This window comes from Kineococcus anabasis (assembly GCF_054590795.1).
Window position 1 is genome coordinate 106,209 of the sequence record NZ_BAAIHU010000002.1, and the last position, 18,035, is coordinate 124,243.

At 76.2% G+C, this 18,035-nt stretch carries 19 protein-coding genes; 13 read left to right on the top strand and 6 right to left on the bottom strand.

What is annotated here, in order from left to right:
* Positions 1 to 106: 106 nt before the first annotated feature.
* Entirely contained in the window at positions 107 to 2,002 is a 1,896-nt protein-coding gene (locus tag ACYQBY_RS04020) for an adenylyl cyclase (RefSeq protein WP_459642542.1), read from the top strand.
* Between the two features lie 336 nt (positions 2,003 to 2,338).
* Positions 2,339 to 2,911, top strand: a complete 573-nt coding sequence (locus tag ACYQBY_RS04025) for a hypothetical protein (protein WP_459642543.1) — start codon at positions 2,339 to 2,341, stop codon at positions 2,909 to 2,911.
* A 51-nt stretch (positions 2,912 to 2,962) separates the two neighbouring features.
* On the opposite strand, the gene ACYQBY_RS04030 is transcribed toward ACYQBY_RS04025, so the two are convergent.
* On the bottom strand, positions 2,963 to 3,340 hold the full coding sequence (locus tag ACYQBY_RS04030; RefSeq protein WP_459642544.1) for a GntR family transcriptional regulator: 378 nt from the start codon (positions 3,338 to 3,340) through the stop codon (positions 2,963 to 2,965).
* 128 nt (positions 3,341 to 3,468) lie between these two features.
* Here ACYQBY_RS04030 and ACYQBY_RS04035 point away from each other — a divergent pair, with 128 nt between their 5' ends.
* The 5 genes from ACYQBY_RS04035 (at position 3,469) to ACYQBY_RS04055 (ending at position 7,421) form a co-directional block, all read left to right on the top strand.
* Entirely contained in the window at positions 3,469 to 3,921 is a 453-nt protein-coding gene (locus tag ACYQBY_RS04035) for a hypothetical protein (protein ID WP_459642545.1), read from the top strand.
* Positions 3,922 to 4,000: 79 nt separating this feature from the next.
* Positions 4,001 to 4,207, top strand: coding sequence for an RNA-binding S4 domain-containing protein (locus ACYQBY_RS04040; RefSeq protein ID WP_459642546.1), 207 nt, complete (start codon positions 4,001 to 4,003; stop codon positions 4,205 to 4,207).
* Positions 4,208 to 4,400: 193 nt separating this feature from the next.
* The gene (locus ACYQBY_RS04045; RefSeq protein ID WP_459643106.1) at positions 4,401 to 5,822 is read left to right on the top strand and encodes a malate:quinone oxidoreductase; all 1,422 of its coding nucleotides are present in this window, start codon (positions 4,401 to 4,403) and stop codon (positions 5,820 to 5,822) included.
* A 158-nt stretch (positions 5,823 to 5,980) separates the two neighbouring features.
* A complete protein-coding gene (locus ACYQBY_RS04050) occupies positions 5,981 to 6,607 on the top strand; it encodes a hypothetical protein (RefSeq protein ID WP_459642547.1) in 627 nt (208 codons plus the stop codon).
* Between the two features lie 55 nt (positions 6,608 to 6,662).
* On the top strand, positions 6,663 to 7,421 hold the full coding sequence (locus ACYQBY_RS04055) for a TetR/AcrR family transcriptional regulator (protein WP_459642548.1): 759 nt from the start codon (positions 6,663 to 6,665) through the stop codon (positions 7,419 to 7,421).
* A 50-nt stretch (positions 7,422 to 7,471) separates the two neighbouring features.
* On the opposite strand, the gene ACYQBY_RS04060 is transcribed toward ACYQBY_RS04055, so the two are convergent.
* Both ACYQBY_RS04060 and map read right to left on the bottom strand, forming a co-directional pair.
* Positions 7,472 to 8,674: an aminotransferase-like domain-containing protein gene (locus ACYQBY_RS04060; protein WP_459642549.1), complete on the bottom strand. Its 1,203-nt coding sequence runs from the start codon at positions 8,672 to 8,674 to the stop codon at positions 7,472 to 7,474.
* Positions 8,675 to 8,795: 121 nt separating this feature from the next.
* Positions 8,796 to 9,578, bottom strand: coding sequence for a type I methionyl aminopeptidase (gene map, locus ACYQBY_RS04065; protein WP_459642550.1), 783 nt, complete (start codon positions 9,576 to 9,578; stop codon positions 8,796 to 8,798).
* 105 nt (positions 9,579 to 9,683) lie between these two features.
* Between map and ACYQBY_RS04070 the strand changes: the two genes are divergently transcribed.
* On the top strand, positions 9,684 to 10,409 hold the full coding sequence (locus ACYQBY_RS04070; protein WP_459642551.1) for an alpha/beta fold hydrolase: 726 nt from the start codon (positions 9,684 to 9,686) through the stop codon (positions 10,407 to 10,409).
* A gap of 31 nt (positions 10,410 to 10,440) precedes the next feature.
* Here ACYQBY_RS04070 and ACYQBY_RS04075 read toward each other — a convergent pair whose 3' ends face one another.
* Entirely contained in the window at positions 10,441 to 10,779 is a 339-nt protein-coding gene (locus ACYQBY_RS04075) for a hypothetical protein (RefSeq protein ID WP_459642552.1), read from the bottom strand.
* Positions 10,780 to 11,119: 340 nt separating this feature from the next.
* On the opposite strand from ACYQBY_RS04075, the gene ACYQBY_RS04080 reads away from it, so the two are divergent.
* Positions 11,120 to 11,977: a MerR family transcriptional regulator gene (locus ACYQBY_RS04080; RefSeq protein ID WP_459643107.1), complete on the top strand. Its 858-nt coding sequence runs from the start codon at positions 11,120 to 11,122 to the stop codon at positions 11,975 to 11,977.
* A gap of 67 nt (positions 11,978 to 12,044) precedes the next feature.
* On the opposite strand, the gene ACYQBY_RS04085 is transcribed toward ACYQBY_RS04080, so the two are convergent.
* Entirely contained in the window at positions 12,045 to 13,682 is a 1,638-nt protein-coding gene (locus tag ACYQBY_RS04085; RefSeq protein ID WP_459642553.1) for a sensor histidine kinase, read from the bottom strand.
* Positions 13,683 to 13,741: 59 nt separating this feature from the next.
* On the opposite strand from ACYQBY_RS04085, the gene ACYQBY_RS04090 reads away from it, so the two are divergent.
* Positions 13,742 to 14,665, top strand: coding sequence for an EamA family transporter (locus ACYQBY_RS04090; RefSeq protein WP_459642554.1), 924 nt, complete (start codon positions 13,742 to 13,744; stop codon positions 14,663 to 14,665).
* 13 nt (positions 14,666 to 14,678) lie between these two features.
* On the opposite strand, the gene ACYQBY_RS04095 is transcribed toward ACYQBY_RS04090, so the two are convergent.
* Positions 14,679 to 14,978, bottom strand: coding sequence for a hypothetical protein (locus ACYQBY_RS04095; protein ID WP_459642555.1), 300 nt, complete (start codon positions 14,976 to 14,978; stop codon positions 14,679 to 14,681).
* Between the two features lie 98 nt (positions 14,979 to 15,076).
* On the opposite strand from ACYQBY_RS04095, the gene ACYQBY_RS04100 reads away from it, so the two are divergent.
* The 3 genes from ACYQBY_RS04100 (at position 15,077) to ACYQBY_RS04110 (ending at position 17,957) form a co-directional block, all read left to right on the top strand.
* A complete protein-coding gene (locus tag ACYQBY_RS04100; protein ID WP_459642556.1) occupies positions 15,077 to 15,538 on the top strand; it encodes a MarR family winged helix-turn-helix transcriptional regulator in 462 nt (153 codons plus the stop codon).
* Between the two features lie 119 nt (positions 15,539 to 15,657).
* Positions 15,658 to 17,262 (top strand): methyl-accepting chemotaxis protein, encoded by a 1,605-nt coding sequence (locus tag ACYQBY_RS04105; protein WP_459642557.1) that lies wholly within the window; start codon positions 15,658 to 15,660, stop codon positions 17,260 to 17,262.
* A 275-nt stretch (positions 17,263 to 17,537) separates the two neighbouring features.
* Complete coding sequence (locus tag ACYQBY_RS04110; protein WP_459643108.1) at positions 17,538 to 17,957, top strand: nuclear transport factor 2 family protein; 420 nt, start codon at positions 17,538 to 17,540, stop codon at positions 17,955 to 17,957.
* Positions 17,958 to 18,035: the final 78 nt, after the last annotated feature.

The window sequence follows — 18,035 nt, forward strand, 5'->3', positions numbered from 1 at the left end:
CCGGACGTGCCGCCCGGCTCTGGACTCCTGACGTCCGGGTGATTACGCTCGGCATGCCGGAAACGTTTCCGGGCCGGTCGCCCAATGACGGACAGGACCTCGCCCCATGATTCCCACGCCCTCGCACGCCCCGCGGGTGCGCGGCCGCCGCACCCGCGGTCTCGCCGCCTCCGCAGCCCTCGCCACCGCCCTGGCCGCCGCCGTGGCCGGTGCCGCCCCCACGGCCTCCGCCGCACCGGCCACCGGTTCCGGCAGCGGGCTCGGCGTCAACGTCCGGGTCTTCGACCCCTCCATGCCCGTGAGCGCCATCCAGGCCGAGGTCGACGCGATCCACGCGAAGCAGGTGAACAACGAGATGGGCACGGAGCGCTACGCGCTGCTGTTCGCGCCCGGCTCGTACGGCACCGACGCCCAGCCGCTGCAGGTCAAGGTCGGGTACTACACCGAGGTCGCGGGCCTCGGTGACTCCCCGGACGACGTGCGCATCAACGGCAAGGTCGAGGTGTACAACCGCTGCCTCGCCGACGGTGGCACCTCGAACTGCATCGCGCTGGTCAACTTCTGGCGCACCATCTCCAACCTCACCATCGACGTCAACGGCGCAGGGCAGGACGGCTGCCGCGCCGGCCGGAACTTCTGGGCCGTCTCGCAGGCCGTCTCGATGCGCCGCGTCGACGTCGAGGGCGAGCTGACCCTCATGGACTACTGCACGGCCGGGCCGCACTTCGCCAGCGGGGGGTTCATCGCCGACAGCCGCGCCGGGGCCGTCATCAACGGCTCGCAGCAGCAGTGGCTCACCCGCAACAGCACGATCGGCAGCTGGTCCAACGGCGTCTGGAACCAGGTGTTCTCCGGTGTCGAGGGCGCACCGTCGGACGAGGGTTTCCCGAACCCGCCGTACACGACGCTGGACCGCACCCCGCTCAGTCGGGAGAAGCCGTACCTCTTCACCGACGGGGCGGGGAACCTGCAGGTCCGGGTGCCCTCGGCGCAGCGCGACTCCCGGGGCACCAGCTGGGCGCAGGGGCTCACCGCCGGGCGCACGATCCCGCTGTCGGAGTTCTACGTCGCGCGCCCGGGTGACTCCGTGCAGACCGTCAACGCCCAGCTCGCCCGCGGCAGGCACCTGCTCCTGACGCCCGGCGTGTACGACGTGGCGCGCAGCATCGAGGTCAAGCGGGCCGACACCGTCGTGCTCGGCATCGGCCACGCCACCCTCACGGCCGTCGGGGGAGCGGTGCCGCTGACGGTCGCCGACGTCCCCGGTGTCGTCGTCGCCGGCGTCACGGTCGACGCGGGCACCGTGGAGTCCCCGGTGCTGCTGCGGGTGGGGAAGAAGAACGGCAACAACGGCCGGCCGCACACCGACCCCGCGAACCCGACCACCCTGTCGGACGTGTACTTCCGCGTCGGCGGCCCGCACGTCGGCAAGGCGGACACCGCCCTGGAGGTCAACAGCGACGGCGTCCTCGTCGACCACACCTGGGTGTGGCGCGCCGACCACGGCATCGAGGGTTTCACCCAGGGGGTCAACGGTGACACCGACCGCTGGCGGACCAACACCGGCCGGTACGGCGCCGTCGTCAACGGCGACGACGTGACCGCGACGGGCCTGTTCGTCGAGCACTTCCAGCGCTACAACACCGTCTGGAACGGCGAGCGCGGACGCGTCGTCCTCTACCAGAACGAGCTGCCCTACGACCCGCCCACGCAGGCGGACTGGATGAACGGCACCACCGAGGGCTGGGCCGGGTACAAGGTCGGCGACTCCGTGCGGAACCACACCCTGCACGGCGGCGGGGTGTACGTGTTCAACCAGAACAACCCCTCGATCCACACGGAGAACGGCTTCGAGGTGCCGCAGACCCCCGGCGTGCGGCTGCACCACGTCATGACGGTGAACCTCACCGCCGGGACGATCGACCACGTCGTCAACGGCGTCGGCGACGCCGCCGACATGCAGCACGTCGGGCAGCCGCGGTACGTGGTGTCCTACCCCTGACGGGACGGCCCGAGAACGGCACCGGCCGGGCGGCGGCGGGCGCGGTCCGACCCTCTGCGTCCGGAGGAGGCCCCGAGGTTCTCCCCGGAACTCCTTCTCCCGCCCGCTCCGCAGCGGTAGCGTTGCGGCACGTGCGCGACGAGGCACGCGGTGTGGCCGGTGGACGTGACCGCGGTGCCGGCCCGGTCGGAAGGCGAGGCGGGGTTCCCGCCCGTGTTTCCTGCTGCAGCGGCTCTCCGGCCGATGGGCGCTGCCGCCCGAGGTCACCGGCGCGAGGTCTCCGCCGGGCCTGCTGCCGCTCCACCCACAGGAGATCTCCAGGAGTCAGGAGCTGGTATGGGACGCGTTCTCGCGGCGGTCGCGGTGGCCGCCGCATCGTTGCTCGCCCTGCCGTCGGCGCACGCCGCACCCGGTGCGGTGGCCCCGGCGACGTCGTGCCCGCCGGGGGGTTACAACCCGGAACCGTGGGGCAGCCTGCTCATCGTGCAGTCGACGCACTCGGTGAGCGACCTCGACACCAACCGCGACGGGTGGGTGTGCTGGGGACCCGCCTACTACGGGGACAACCTGCGCCCGCTGCCCGTGACGCCCCGCCCCGTCGAGAAGGTGTACGACGGCGACGTCATGGGCCCACCCCTGGGCGGAGGGCTGTGCTGCGACGGGGCGCGCGCCATCGACCGCAGGGCGGACACCTTCCACGCGGCCGGGTACACCGAGGCGACGGACTCCAGGTTCGACTCCTCCCGGATGTTCTCCTACGACCGCAACGACATCTTCTACGTCGACGGCACGCTCACCTCCTACGCCGAGGCGGAACGGGCCCTCAGCGAGGGTGACGTGTTCTCGGTGATCTACGCGCCCCGGAAGAGGCAGGTCAGCGTCTGGTCCTTCTACAGCCACGAGGTCTGAGCCCGGCGGCCACCGGACGTGTCGCCGGCCGCCCCGTCGCCGGTGGCGTCGTCAGCGGCCGCTGCGCCCGAGGGCCGCGCGGACCAGGGCGAGCGCGTCCTCGGCGCCGACGCCGAGGGCGGTGACGGCCCGGGCGTACTCCTGCGCGTGCCGGGCGCCCTCCTCCCGCAGCGCGTCGGCGCCGGCGGTGACGACGGTGCCGGCGCGCCCGGCGGTGCGGACCGTCCCGGAGCGCTCCAGCTCCCGGTAGGCGCGCGCGACCGTGTTCGCCGCGAGCCCCAGCTCCACCGCCAGCGTCCGCACGGGCGGGAGGCGGTCACCCGGGACGAGGCGCCCGGTGCGCACCGCGTCGAGGACCTGCGCCCGCACCTGCTCCCAGGGCGGGACGGTGCTGCCGGCGTCGAGGGTGATGAGCGGCTGCGCGGGCACCGCCCCACCCTAGGGCGGGCGGGCCCGGGGGCCCCTGGGGGAGATCCCCGATTGACCGCCCGGCTCGCGGGCACGGATGCTGCCCGTGCCGGTCGCCGACCACGCGGCGCCGCCGAGGAGGGGGAACGATGGGGACCGAGGACGACCGCGCCGCGTCTGCGCTCGACGACCTGCTGCAGCGGGCGGTGAAGCAGGGCTACCTGGACCCGATGGCCGGGCGTGCGGCCCGCAGCGGGGTGGACCGCCTGCGCGGGTTCCTCGCCAACGCGGGCGGGGAGGGGTGGCCGGGGCCGAAGGAGGACACCGCCGCGACGGGCGCCGGGGCGCAGGCCGCCCCGACCATCGCCGCGGAGGACCCCGAGGCGGAGACCGTGGCGGGGGCCGCGGCCGACGTGGAGGCCGGCGCACCCGGCACCACCCGCATCCCCGTGGCCCTGCGCGGTGGCCGCCGTGCCGAGCTGTTCCTGCCGGAGCGCTTCGACCGGCTCGACGCCGAGCGGATCGCCTCCGTGCTGCACGCCCTCGCCCTCGACGACGACCCCGGCGCCGCGGCGGACCCGCTGCGCAAGCCCGGCTCCTGAGCGGACCGCCCGGCCCGGCGGTCCCGGTCGGGCGGTCCGGTCGGGCGGTGCCGTCCCGCGCGGCTGGGAGGATGGGGACGTGCGCGACATCCAGATCACCGGTGACGTCCTCCGGCTCGGCCAGCTCCTCAAGCTCGTCGACGCCGTGGAGACCGGCGGGGACGCCCGCGCCCTGCTCGCCTCCGGCGCCGTGACGGTCAACGGGGAGCCGGAGGAGCGCCGCGGGCGGCAGCTGCGGCGCGGGGACGTCGTGGAGGTCGCCGGGCAGCGCCTCCGGCTGGTGTGACCTCGCGCACTTCCCGCCCGTTCCCGCCCCGGTGCGGGGCGCCCCGGGTACGCAGCCGGGGCCGGAGGTCGTAGCGTCTACCTGTCCACGTCTCCCGACGGGTCGGCACCTCGGCCCGCGCCCCCGACCTGCGAGGCAGCCCGCCGTGTCCGCACCCCAGAAGTACGACGCCGTCCTCATCGGGGGCGGCATCATGAGCGCCACGCTCGCCGCCCTGCTCACCGAGGTGCAGCCGGACTGGTCGGTCCTCGTCCTGGAGAAGCTCCCCACGCCGGGGCAGGAGAGCTCCGCGCCGTGGAACAACGCCGGCACCGGTCACGCCGCCCTGTGCGAGCTGAACTACACCCCCGCCCGGCCCGACGGCACCGTGGACGTCTCCAAGGCCGTCTCCATCAACGAGTCGTTCCAGGTGTCGCGGCAGTTCTGGGCGCACCTGGTCACCTCCGGCGCCCTGCCGGAGCCCCGGCGCTTCATCAACTCCGTGCCGCACATGAGCTTCGTGCGCGGGCAGGACAACGTCGCGTACCTGCGCGCCCGGTTCGACGCGCTCAGCGGGCACCCGCTGTTCCGGGGCATGGAGTGGGCCGACGAGCCCGGGCGGATCGGGGAGTGGGCGCCGCTGCTCGTCGCCGGCCGGGGGGCGGGGGACCCCGTCGCCGCGACCCGCGCCACGGCGGGCACCGACGTCGACTTCGGCGAGCTGACCCGCACGCTGCTCGGCATCGCCGAGGGGCGCGGCGCGCAGGTCCTCACCGGCCGCACCGTCCGCGACGTCCGCCGCTCCGGCCGGGGCTGGGAGCTGTCCGTGCGCGCCGACGACGGCAGCACGTCCACCTGCACCGCCCCGTTCGTGTTCGTCGGCTCCGGCGGGGGCGCGCTGCACCTGCTCCAGCGCTCCGGCATCCCCGAGGGCAAGGGCTTCGGCGGGTTCCCCGTGTCGGGGCAGTTCCTGCGCTGCACCAACGCGGAGGTGGTGGCCCGGCACAGCGCCAAGGTGTACGGGCAGGCCGACGTCGGCGCCCCGCCCATGTCGGTGCCGCACCTGGACACCCGCATCGTCGGCGGGGAGCGCTCGCTGCTGTTCGGCCCCTACGCCGGGTTCTCCCCGAAGTTCCTCAAGCAGGGCTCGCTGGGGGACCTGCCGTTCTCCATCCGCACCGACAACCTGCTGCCGATGCTGGCCGTGGCGCGGGACAACGTGCCGCTGACGACCTACCTGGTCAAGCAGGTCCTGCAGTCCCGCGACCAGCGCACCGCGGCCCTGAGGGTCTTCTACCCGGAGGCGCGCCCCGCCGACTGGGAGCTCATCACCGCCGGGCAGCGGGTGCAGGTCATCAAGAAGGGCCCGCGGGGCGGTGTGCTGCAGTTCGGGACGGAGCTCGTGCACGCCGCGGACGGCTCGATCGCGGCGCTGCTGGGTGCCTCCCCGGGTGCCTCCACCGCGGTCGACGTCATGCTCACGCTGCTGCGCAAGTGCTTCCCCACCCGCGTCGAGGGCTGGGAGCCGCGCCTGCGCGAGATCGTGCCCTCCTACGGCCGGAAGCTGTCCGACGACGAGGACCTGCTCGGGCGCACCCTGGCCGCCACCTCCGAGGCCCTGCAGCTCGCCGCCTGACCCGGGGCGGAACGCCGGCCGGCGCGGGGCGGCCCTCCGGCCGGTCCGGTCGCCCGCGCCCGGACGGAGGAGGTGGCGCCCGGCGGGTCAAGGACGCCCGTCCCCGGCCGATGGAAGGGGTGGGAGCGTGCCGACCGGCCGTCCCGGGTGGAGGTGCCGTGGACAAGCGCAAGGACGGGATCGCGCCCGTGGCGGCGGTGGAGCGCACCGCGCGCACGGCGCTGACGGCCCGGTGGCTGGACGCCTCCGTCGGCCGCGACGGGTACGGGCGCCACGGTGAGCGGGCCGCCGCCGTGGCCGACGCGCTCTGCGTGCCGCCGCCGCTGCTGACGGCGTTCCTGCAGGGGCAGGAGCGCCTGGCGCTCGTCGCCGCGCCCACCGGTGCGGTCCGGGGCGTGCCGGTCGCGGACCTGGGGTTCCCGGCCGGCCCGCACGGCTCCCCGGACGCGGTGGCGCTGCGGGCGGCCGGCTGCTGGGTGCGCGGGGCGATCCCGCCCTCGGGCATGGTGGAGCACCTCCACCTCGGCTCCCCGCAGGTCGCGTACTACGCCGCGGAGGTCGACCTGGAGGACGGCGCCGGGCCGCGCTTCCTCCGCGGCGCCGTCCTCGACGCCGGTGCGGTCGCCTACGGCGGTGTCCGGGACGTCGAGGCCTACCTGGCCGAGCTGCAGTCCGTGGCGGGTACGGTGCGGCGCCTGCCCTCGAGCATGGCGGAGTTCCGCGCCCGGCGGCGGGAGGAGTTCTTCGGCTCGCGCGCGGGTTCCCGCTTCGACGCCGACCTCTGACGGGACGCGCCGCCCCGTCCCGTACGGCGTACGGGGCGCGGGGGAGACTGGCGCCGTGCCCCGCACCCACGGCGACGTCAGCGACCCCGCCCGCCTCCTGACCCTGCTGTGGCGGCCGCACGAGGCGCGCGGCCGCTCCGGGCTGACCCCCGCCGCCGTCGCCGGTGCGGCCGTGGGCATCGCCGACGCCGAGGGCCTGGCCGCCGTGACCATGCGCCGCGTCGCCGACGCCCTGGGCACCGCACCCATGTCGCTGTACTCCCACGTGCCCGGCAAGGCGGAGCTCGTGGAGCTCATGCTCGACGCGGCCGCCGCGGAGGTCTACGCGGACGGGGAGCTGCCCGCCGCCCGGCCCGGCTGGCGCGAGGGCCTGCGCTTCGTCGCCGAGCGGAACCGGGCGAGCGCCCTGGCGCACCCGTGGGTCGCCGAGGTCCTGCCCGCCCGGCCCGTCCTCGGCCCCGGCGTCACCGCCAAGTACGACGCCGAGCTGGCCCCGCTGGACGGCATCGGCCTGAGCGACGCGCAGATGGACCACGCCCTGACGAGCCTGCTGGGCCTCGTGACCTCCGCCGCGCGGTGGCAGACGGGGCTGGAGCGGGTGCGCGCGGGGACCGGCCAGAGCGACACCGAGTGGTGGGACTCGGTCGGCCCGGTGCTGGCCGGGGTGATGCGCGGGCGGACCTTCCCCCTCGCCGAGCGCGTCGGCGCCGCCGCCGGGGCGCACGCCGACGCCGCGGGCGACCCGGCGGCGGTGCTGCGCTTCGGCGTGGAGGCGCTGCTCGACGGGATCGACGCCCTGCGCCGGCGGCGCTGACACCCGCCACCGGTGCCGAGCTGACACCTTCCACCGGTGCGGCGCCGGCGTCAGCCGCCGGGGCGCAGCACCGCCCGCAGGCGGCCCATCCCCTCGGTGATCTCCTCCGGGGTGTGCGCGGTGAACGACAGCCGCAGCGTGGAGCGGGAGGCGGCGTTCGACCCGGAGGCGTGGAACGGCGCCCCCGGCACGAACGCCACGTCGCGCTCCAGGGCCCGCCGCAGCAGCTCCGCGGTGTCCACCCCGCCCGGCAGGCTCAGCCAGGTGAACATCCCCCCGTCGGGGTCCGTCCAGGAACTGCCCTCCGGCACGGCCCCGGGGATCGCGGCGAGCATCGCGTCGCGCCGCTGCCGGTACGCCGCGCACAGCCGCGCCACCTGCGCGTCCAGGTCGGTCGCCGCCAGCCACGCCGCGGCCGCCGCCTGGTCGACGGTGGAGGTGTGCAGGTCCGCGGCCTGCTTCACCACCGTCAGGGTGCGCAGCAGCGCCGCCGGTGCCCGCAGCCAGCCCAGGCGCAGGCCCGGGGCGGCGATCTTGGAGAAGCTGCCCAGGTGGACCACGCGGTCCGCGGCCTCGGGGCGGGCCGCCAGGGGCGCCAGGGCCTCGCCCCGGTAGCGCAGCTCCGCGTACGGGTCGTCCTCCACGACCCAGAACCCGTACCGGGCGGCGAGCCGGGCCACCTCGGCACGGCGCGCGGCGCCCAGGGTGCGCCCCGTCGGGTTGGCGAACGTGGGCACCACGTACAGCAGGGTGGGCGCCTCCCGCGCGGCGACCTGCTCCAGCGCGGCGGGGACGATCCCCTCCTCGTCGCCCGCGACCGGCACGACGCGCGCCCCGGCGAGGGAGAAGCACTGCAGTGCAGCCAGATACGTCGGTTCCTCCACGGCGACCACGGCGCCGGGCTCCAGCAGCGCCGTCGTCACCAGCGTCAGGCCCTGCTGCGAGCCGGTCGTCACGAGCAGGTCCCCGGCGCCTGTGGGCAGGCCGCGGGCGCTCAGCCGCCCCGCGACGGCCGCGCGCAGCGCCGGGTCGCCCTCCGTGGGCGCGTACTGCAGGGAGCGGCGCGCGGCGGGACCGGACAGCGCCGTCGCGAACGCCTCCCGCAGCCCGCCGGTGTCGAACAGCTCCGGGGCGGGCAGGCCCCCGGCGAAGGAGATCACCTCAGGGCGCGAGACGAGGGCCAGCAGGTCCCGCACGGGGGAGCTGCCCAGGCCGCGGGAACGGGCGGCGAGCGGAGGTGGGGGCAGGGGCACCGGAACTCCTGGACGTCACGGCTGGGCGGCGGGGACGGGCGCGCACGCGGGCGGGAGGTGTGCCGCCGCGGGACCGCCGGGGGTCCTGGTCCAGGAACCGCGCCAGCCTAGCCGGGCGTCCTCACGGTGCGGTGAGGACCACGGGGCCGTCCTCGGTGACGGCGACGGTGTGCTCGGCGTGCGCGGCGCGCTTGCGGTCCAGGGTCACCACCGACCAGCCGTCCCTGGCGGTGCGGTAGCGGCTGTCCCCGGTGAGCAGCATCGGCTCGATGGCCAGGGTGTTGCCCGGCCGCAGCCGGTGGCGCCCCGCCGCCGCGGTGGGCTGGTTCGGCACGAACGGCGGCTCGTGCATGCTGCGGCCGATGCCGTGCCCGCCGTGGTCGGGCAGGTGGGCGTAGCCGTGCCGCCGGGCGACGGCGTCGACCGCCGCCGCGACGTCCGCGAGGGTGGCGCCGGGCCTGGCCGCGGCGATCCCCGCGGCGAGGGCCTCCTCGGTGGCCGCCACGAGGGGCACGTCCTCCTCGCGGACCTGCCCCACGTGCAGGGTGAGCGCGGAGTCCCCGTGCCAGCCGTCCAGGATCGCGCCGCAGTCCACGCTCAGCAGGTCGCCGTCGTCGAGGCGGCGGCCGGTGGGGCGACCGTGGACGACGACCTCGTTGACGGACAGGCACAGCACGCCGTTGTAGGGGCGCGGCGCCCACGACGGGGCGTACCCCAGGAACGACGGCAGGGCCCCGGCCTCGCGCATGCAGGTCTGGGCGATGTCGTCGAGCTGGCGCAGCTTCACCCCCGGCACCGCGGCCTCGCGCACCGCCCGCAGGGTGCCGGCCACGATCCGCCCGGCCTCGCGCATGGCGTCCAGCTCGGCGGCGGTGCGGACGGGGAACGGCGGCTCGTCGGTCACGCCACCCAGTATCGCCGCCGCCGGGGCGGCCCCTCCCCGGCGAGGACACCGCCCGCCGCCACCCGGGCCGGTGACGGGGCGGGTGCCCATCGGCAGGATGGGGGCATGACCCCGCAGACGGACGCCGTCGCCCGTTTCGTCCTCGTCCCCGGTTTCTGGCTCGGCGCCTGGGCCTGGGACCGCGTCACCCCCGTCCTCACCGCCGCCGGCCACGACGTGCGGGCCCTGACGCTGCCGGGCCTGCAGGGCCCCGCCGCCGTGCGCGCCGGTGTGACGCTGGAGGACCACGTGCTCGCCGTGCTGCGGGCGCTGGAGGAGGAACCGGGGCGTCCCGCCGTGCTCGTGGCGCACAGCGGCGCCGGGGCGCCCGCCCACATGGCCGTGGACCGGGCACCGCACCTGGTGCGCCGCGTCGTCTACGTGGACAGCGGCCCCGTGCCCGACGGCGTGACGGTGAACCCGGACCTGCCCGCGGACGCCGTGGAGGACCCGCTGCCGTCGTGGGAGGAGATGCAGGCGGCCGGCAACAGCCTGGAGGGCCTGTCCGCCGCCGACCTGGCGGAGTTCCGCGAGCGCGCCGTGCCGCACCCCGCCGGGCCCGCCCGCGAGCCGGTGCGCGTGTCGGACCCACGGCGCCGGGAGGTTCCCGTGACGGTCGTCGCGTCCTCCGTGCGGCCCGCGCAGGTCCGGGAGTGGGCCGCGGCCGGCCACCCGTTCTTCACGGAGCTGGCGCACCTGGACGCGACGTACGTGGACCTGCCGACGGGGCACTGGCCCATGTGGTCGCGCCCCGGCGACCTGGCCGGCGTGCTGCTCCAGGCCGCGCGCTGAGCCCCGCGCGCGGCCGGGTGGTGCTCGCGCCCTACCTGCGCCGGCTGCTGCTGCGCCGGGCGGACCACGTCCGGCGGCTCGCGGAGGGCTGAGCCGCGGAGGGCCGGGCCGCGGCCGCGACGCCCGCGCGGCGCTGGCGGTCGCGCTCGCGCAGCAGCACCGCGGCCAGCAGCTCCACCCAGACGGCGACCGCGAGCGCGGCGGTCAGGACCACGGCGGGCTGCCCGGCCCGCCAGACGTGCACGAGCGCCGCGGCGCAGACCGCGACGAGCACGGCGGTGACGACGGTGAGACCCCGGCGGGTGCCCGGGGGCAGCGGCGACCCGAGCGCCACGCGACCCCGTCCCGGTGCGGCGAGCTCCGCGTGCACGTGCGACCCCTCCTCGCGTCGGCCGTGCGCGGCTACCGGCGGTCCGGGGCGGTGCGCACCGCGGTCGATGCTGCCCGCGGCCGCGCCGGGCGCCACCCGGGGTGCGGGGGGCGTGCGCCATCCGGGTGAGCGGTGCGGGGCGGGGCTGTGCTCGGTCATGGCGACGCCTCCCTGCCCCGCTGCGGTGGACCCCCTGTGTATCCCCGGCCGGGTGCCGGGCGGCGGGTGCGGCCCGTCCGCCGCCCGAACAGTGCGTGAACCCCTGCGCGACAGGCCGTCCGGGGTCCCGGATCCCGCCCCTTGACCCTGACACCGTGTGAGGCTCGACCGTGGGGGTGCCATGTTCAGCATCGGGGAGTTCGCCACCATCGCCCGGGTGTCGGTGCGCATGCTGCGCCACTACGACGCCCTGGGGTTGCTGCCGCCCGCGGCCGTCGACCCCGCCAGCGGCTACCGCTCCTACAGCGCCGGCCAGCTCGGCCGGCTCAACCGCCTGCTCGCGCTGAAGGACCTGGGGCTCACGCTCCAGCAGGTCCGGACCGTCCTCGACGAGGAGGTCGGCGCGGCGGAGCTGCACGGGATGCTCCGGCTGCGGCGGGCGGAGCTGTCGGCGCAGGTCGCGGCCGACACCGCGCGCCTGCGGGCGGTGGAGGCGAGGCTCCGCGTCATCGAGGAGGAGGGCACCATGGGAACCCAGGACGTCGTCGTGAAGACGAGCGACCCCGTGCGCGTCGCGGAGCTGTCCGCGGTCGCGGCGAGTTTCGAGCCGGACGACATCGGCCCCGTCATCCAGCCCCTGTACGGGGAGCTGCACCGCAGGCTCGCGGAGGCGGGCATCCGCCCCGCCGGGCCGGGCGTCTCCTGGTACGAGCCCGCCGGGGACGGCGGTGCGGTGCGGGTGCACGCCGGGGTCGTCGTGGGCCCGCACGAGAGCGCCCGCGGGGGCGTGGACGTCGTCGACCGGCCCGCCGTGCGGGTCGCCACCATCGTCCACCACGGCGCGATGGACGGCGTGGACGCCACCTGGCAGGTCCTCGCCCGCTGGATGGAGGACACCGGCCACCGCCCGCTCGGCCTCGGCGGCGAGGTGTACCTGGACTACTGCCCCGAGGACCCCTCGAGCGGGGTCACGGAGCTGCAGATCCCCGTCGCACCCGTCGGCGGGGACGTGCCGCGGGAGGCCGCGGTGGCCGGCTGACCCGCCCCGGCGGGGGTGTCCGGGCGGCGTCCGGGCACCCCCGGCCGGTGCGCGCGCCGCACGGCGGTCAGGGCCGGCCCGGCCGCTGCGGCAGGGTGAAGCGCACCGTGGTGCCGCCGCCGGGGGTCTCCTCCACCCAGATGCGTCCGCCGTGGCGCTCCACGATCCGCTGGCAGGTGGCCAGGCCGATGCCGTGGCCCGTGCGCGCCGAGGGGTCGACCTGCACGAACATGCCGAACACCTCCTCGCGCAGCTCCGCGGGGATCCCCGTGCCGTTGTCGGCGACGCTGAACGTCCACTCCTCCCCGCCGGCGCGGGCGGTGACGAGGACCTGGCAGGGACGTCCCGGGTCGCGGTACTTCACGGCGTTGCCGATGAGGTTCTGCAGGAGCTGGCGCAGCAGCACCGGGTCCGCGAACAGCTCCGGCAGGTCGCGCACGACGACCTGCGCACCCGCCTCCCGGATCGCGGCGCGCAGGTCCAGCACCGCCTGGCTGCACACCTCCCCGGAGTCGGTGCGCTTGCGCCGGCAGCCGCTGCCGCCGGCCTGGGCGTACGCGAGCAGCGCGGTGATGAGCTCGTGCATCCGGGCGGTGCCCTTGAGGGCGGTGGCGATCCAGTCCCGCCCCTGCTCGTCGAGGAGGTGGCCGTACTCCTCGGCGAGCATCTCCACGTAGCCGGTGACCACCATGAGCGGTGAGCGCAGGTCGTGGCTGGCGATGCCCGCGAACTGCCCGAGCTCGGCGTTGGAGCGCTCCAGCTCCGAGACCGCGGCGGCCAGCAGCTCGCTGCGCTCGGCGAGCTCGGCGTGCGCGGCGGCCAGGCCCGCGTGGGCCGCGGCGAGCCCGGCGTGGGCGCGGTCGGCGGTGACGTCCGCCATCGCGACGACGGCTCCCAGGGATGTGCCGTCGATGCGGCTCATCGCCCGCGCCGAGCAGATGACGGTGCGGGGTGCGCGCCCCGGCGGGGCCAGGACGATCTCCAGCCCGTCGACGCTGCCCTCCCGCAGCGCGCGCTGCAGGGGGGTGGCCCGGGCGGGCATCGGCGTGACGCCGTCCAGCTGGAACATGCCGTGGACCTCGGGGTGGCGCTCCGGGTCCAGCTCCGGGTCGGCGTCCCGGCCGTGCCAGATGCGGGCGGTGCGGTTGAAGTTGGTGAGCCGTCCGTCCGGTCCGGCCACGACCACGGCGACGTCGATGGTGTCGGTGACGACCTCGTTGAGCTCCCCGCGCGCCTCGGCCTCGGCCATCACGATCTCCGCGAGGTCGCGCAGCTCCTCGGCTTCCGCGGCGTGCCGGTCGCTGAGCCGGGCCCGGTGCCGCTGCTCGAGGAGGGTCACGACGAGACGCGCGAGGTCCTCCAGGGCGAGCAGCTGCGCGGGCTGCGGCCGGGCGGGGCCCGGGGCGGACACGCAGAGGCTGCCGAGGACGCGGCCGCCCGAGCCGGTGAGCGGGACGGCGGCGTGGAAGCCCGCCAGGTAGGCGCCGGGGAGGGCGCCGGGCGCGAGGTGCGGCAGGGTGCAGGGAGGCGAGCCGGCCGTGGCCACGCGGTGCGGGCCCTCGTTCCGCAGGAGGGTCAGGGTGGCGTGCGGGACCCCGGCGACGGCGGCGGCGACGCGCACGGTGCCGGTCAGCTCGTCGTCGGCGCGCAGCTCGAGCGCGGCCGTCGCCAGCACCGCCGCGGAGGGTCCGGTCGTCGAGCTCACCGTTCCCACATCGGCAGGCGGGCGCCGGGGCTGAGCGATGCGCGCCTAGCATCCGCAGGGTGCCACCGCCGAACGGCGGGCGTCCGGACGCCCGCGCCCGCGCCGCAGCCGCACCGCCGGGGGCGGCGGGGCGCGGCGGGGCCGTCGCGATGGTCCTCGGCTCGTGCGTGTCGCTGCAGGTGGGCGCGGCCTGCGCGGCGCTGCTGTTCCCCGTCACCGGCAGCGGCGGGGCGACCCTGCTGCGCCTGGGGCTGGCCGCCGTGGTGCTCCTCGCCCTGGCCAGACCCCGGCTGCGCTCGTGGACGCGGCCGCAGTGGACCTCGGCCGTCCTGCTCGGGGGCTCCCTGGCCGCGATGAACACCGCGTTCTACGGGGCGATCGCGCGCATCCCCCTGGGCACCGCGGTGACCGTGGAGTTCCTCGGGCCGCTGGCGCTGGCCGCGGTCATGTCCCGCCGAGCCCGGGACCTGCTGTGGGTGGCGCTGGCGCTGGCGGGCGTGGTGCTGCTGTGGTCCGCCGGTGACGGCTCCGGCGGGGGCCCCGGTGCGGGCCTGGACGGGACCGGGGTGGCGCTGGCGCTGGTGGCGGGGGCGTTCTGGGCGCTGTACATCCTCGCCGGGGCCCGTGCCGGGGCGGTGGCCCCGGGGCTCGGCGGGCTGGCCATCGCCACCGCGGCCGGGGCGCTGGCGGTGCTGCCGCTGGGCGCGGGTGCGCTGGGGCTGCTGGCGCGGCCGGAGCTGCTGCCGGCCGCCGCGGGCATGGCGGTGCTGGCGTCGGTGGTGCCGTACTCGCTGGAGATCGCGGCGCTGCGCCGCCTGCCGCCGGCGGTGTTCGGGGTGCTGCTCAGCCTGGAGCCGGCGGTGGCGGCGCTGGCGGGGTGGCTGCTGCTGGGCCAGCACCTCGGCCCGGCCGCGGTGCTGGCGGTGGGGGTGGTGGTGGCCGCCAGCGCGGGGTCCACCCTGGCGGGGCGGCGCGGCTCCTGAGGGGGCGGCCGACTCAGCGCTCCCGCTGCTCGTGCCCGTGCTGCTCCCGGCCGTGCTGTTCCCTGCCGCGCTGCACGAGGAACGTCCGGCCGTCCGGGGCGGTCACCCGGTCCCAGTCGCCGTACCCCGCCGCGGCCTCCTCGGCGGTGCGGGGACCGCGCTGGGGTGTGCGGTCCACGACGCCCTGGGCGGGGCCGACGAAGGAGAACCAGCCCTCCAGGACCGCGTCGACCCAGCGGTACCTCGACCGGGGGCGCCGGTAGTAGTAGGGCACGTCCCGGTCGTCGTTCTGCCGGTAGGGGTTCTCGGTCATGTCCGCCTCCACGACGGGTGTGCTGCCAGGTCGGTTGGTCCACAGATGTTTGGGGCACCAACAGTGTATCCTTCGGACACGGAGAGGTGGTGGTTGAGGTGACGCCGGTCACGAGCGAGGACCCGCTGGAGCTGGAGCACCAGGTGTGCTTCGCGATGGTGCTGGCCTCCCGCGGCATCGTCGCCGCCTACCGGCCCGTCCTGGAACCCCTGGGCCTGACCCACCCGCAGTACCTCGTGATGCTCGCGCTGTGGCAGCACGCCCCGCTGTCCCTCACCGACATCAGCCGCCTGCTGCAGCTCGACCCCGGCACCGTCTCCCCGCTGCTCAAGCGCCTGGAGAGCGCCGGGCTCCTCGCCCGGACCCGCGTGCCCGGCAACGAGCGGGCCCTCAGCGTCACCCTCACCGACGCGGGCCGGGCGCTGCGGGAGCGGGCCGAGCAGGTCCCGGCGACGATGACGGCCCGCCTCGGGCTGAGCGCCGAGGACCTGCGGCAGATCCACGACCTCATGCTGCGGGTCGTCGCCGCCACCGAGCGCGCCGAGCGGCACGAGGGCTGACACCCCGGGGCTTCAGGGCGGCACAGGTCCTGCCGAAGGACAGGACAGTGCCGGCGCTGCCCGCCGGCGGTCCCCTGAACGACGTCGCCGCCCGGGCGCCGAGGAACCGGAGAACCACCGTGGAGTCCACCCCGTTGTTCCGCTGGGTCGCCAACCGCAAGGTCGGCACCCGCATCCTCGCCGTCCTCGTCCTGCTGGCGCTCGTCGCGGTCGTCGTCGGCGTGGTGGGCCTGCGCTCCATGGCCGCCAGCAACGACGGCACCGAGAAGCTCTACCAGGACAACGTCACCGGGCTCGTCCAGCGCGGCCACGTCCACCAGGAGCAGATCAAGTCCCGGATGCTCATCGCCAACCACGCCGTCTCCCAGACCCCGGAGACGATGGCGGAGTACGAGGAGAAGATCGAGGGCACCGACGCCGACCTCGACGCCGCCGCCGCCGCGTACGAGGCCCTCGGCCTGGACGGGCAGCGGGCCGACTGGGAGGAGTTCCAGGACGCCCTCGCGGAGTTCCGCGAGATCCGCGACGAGCAGATGATCCCCCTCAGCCGCGCCAACGACCTCGTCGCCTACCAGCAGGTCCGCGACGACGTCGCCCAGCCGGTCATCAGCCGCATGGCCGACGCCCTGGACCGCGTGGAGGAGTACGAGCTCGGCCAGGCCGCCGCCACCGTCGCCGCCGGCGAGGAGAACTTCTCCGCCGCCCGCACCACCGTCCTGCTCGTGCTCGTCCTCGGGGTCGGCATGGCCCTGCTGCTCGGCGTCCTCGTCTCCAAGATGATCGTCACCGCGCTGCGCCGCGTCGCGCACGCCGTGGAGGGCATGGGCGAGGGCGACCTGACCCGCGCCATCGAGGTGCACTCCTCGTGCGAGCTCGGCCAGATGGCCGGTGCGCTGCGCACCGCGCAGCAGGGCGTCGGCAACGCCGTGCGGGCCATCGCGGAGTCCTCCGGCACCCTCGCCGCCGCCTCCGAGCAGCTCACCGGCGTCTCCGCGCAGATCGCCGCCTCCGCCGAGGTCGCCTCCACCCAGGCGCAGGTCGTCTCCGCCGCCGCGGCCGAGATCTCCGGCAACGTCCAGACCGTGGCCGCCGGCAGCGAGGAGATGGGCGTCTCCATCGCCGAGATCGCCCAGAGCGCCGGCCAGGCCGCCGAGGTCGCCGCCGCCGCCGTCGGCGAGGCCCAGGCCACCAACGCCACCGTCGCCCGCCTCGGCCAGTCCTCCGCGGAGATCGGTGACGTCGTCAAGGCCATCACCGCGATCGCGGAGCAGACGAACCTGCTGGCGCTCAACGCCACCATCGAGGCGGCGCGTGCCGGGGAGATGGGCAAGGGTTTCGCGGTCGTCGCCGGTGAGGTGAAGGAGCTGGCGCAGCAGACCGCCCGCGCCACGGAGGACATCGCCCGCCGGGTGCAGGCCATCCAGTCCGACGCCGGTGGCGCGGTCACCGCCATCGGGCACATCTCCGAGACCATCGAGCGCATCAACAGCTTCCAGGTCACCATCGCCGCCGCGGTGGAGGAGCAGACCGCCACGACCGGCGAGATGAACCGCAACGTCGGGGACGTCGCCAGCGGCGCCGGCGAGATCGCCGAGCGCATCAACGGTGTGGCCGACGCCGCCCGGGTCACCACCGAGGGTGTCGAGCAGTCCCGGCAGGCCGCGTCCGAGCTCTCCGCCATGGCCGCGAACCTGCAGTCGATCGTCGCCGGCTTCCGCTACTGAGAGACGCCGTGCGCTGCTGAGAGACGCAGTCCGCCGCTGACGGACCCGCTGCGACGACAGGCCCCCGCCCGGGAACGGGCGGGGGCCTGTCGCGGTGCTCCGGGAGCACCGCGCCGCGGTGGGTGCGGCGCCCCGGCCGGGCCGTCCTCGTCGTCGGAGGACGTGACCTGCCGGGTGTCGAGGACGACGTCGCACCCGCCTCCGCGGGCGACCTCCGCCAGCAGGCGCAGCCGCAGGCCGGGGGCCTGCGCGCCGCCCACCGGCACCGCGTCAGGATGGCGGCCGTGGACGACGACGTGGACGACGACGAGCCGCCACCGGTGACGGAACCCGCCCTGCTGCCGGTGCTGGCGGAGCTGCGCGCGCGGGAGCCGCTCTTCCACCGCCCCGAGCTCGGGACGGGCCCGGAGGACCTGGAGGAGCAGATGGCCCCGGACTTCTGGGAGATCGGCGCCTCGGGGCGCCGCTACGGCCGCGAGGTCGTCAAGGACGCCCTGCTGCGCCGCTGGGCCGAGGGCGGGGACGACCCGTGGGAGACGACCGGCTTCTCCTGCCGCGCCCTGGGCCCGGACACCTACCTGCTCACCTACACGCTGCGCCAGGAGCAGCGCCGCACCCGGCGCGCCACCGTCTGGCGCCGTGCGGGGCAGGGATGGCAGGTCCTGTACCACCAGGGCACAGTCGTCACCGGCTGACGCGCCGCCGGGGCTGCGCCGCGAACCAGGGACATCACCCCCGTGCGAGCTGTGGCGACCCGCGGTGACCGGCGGGAT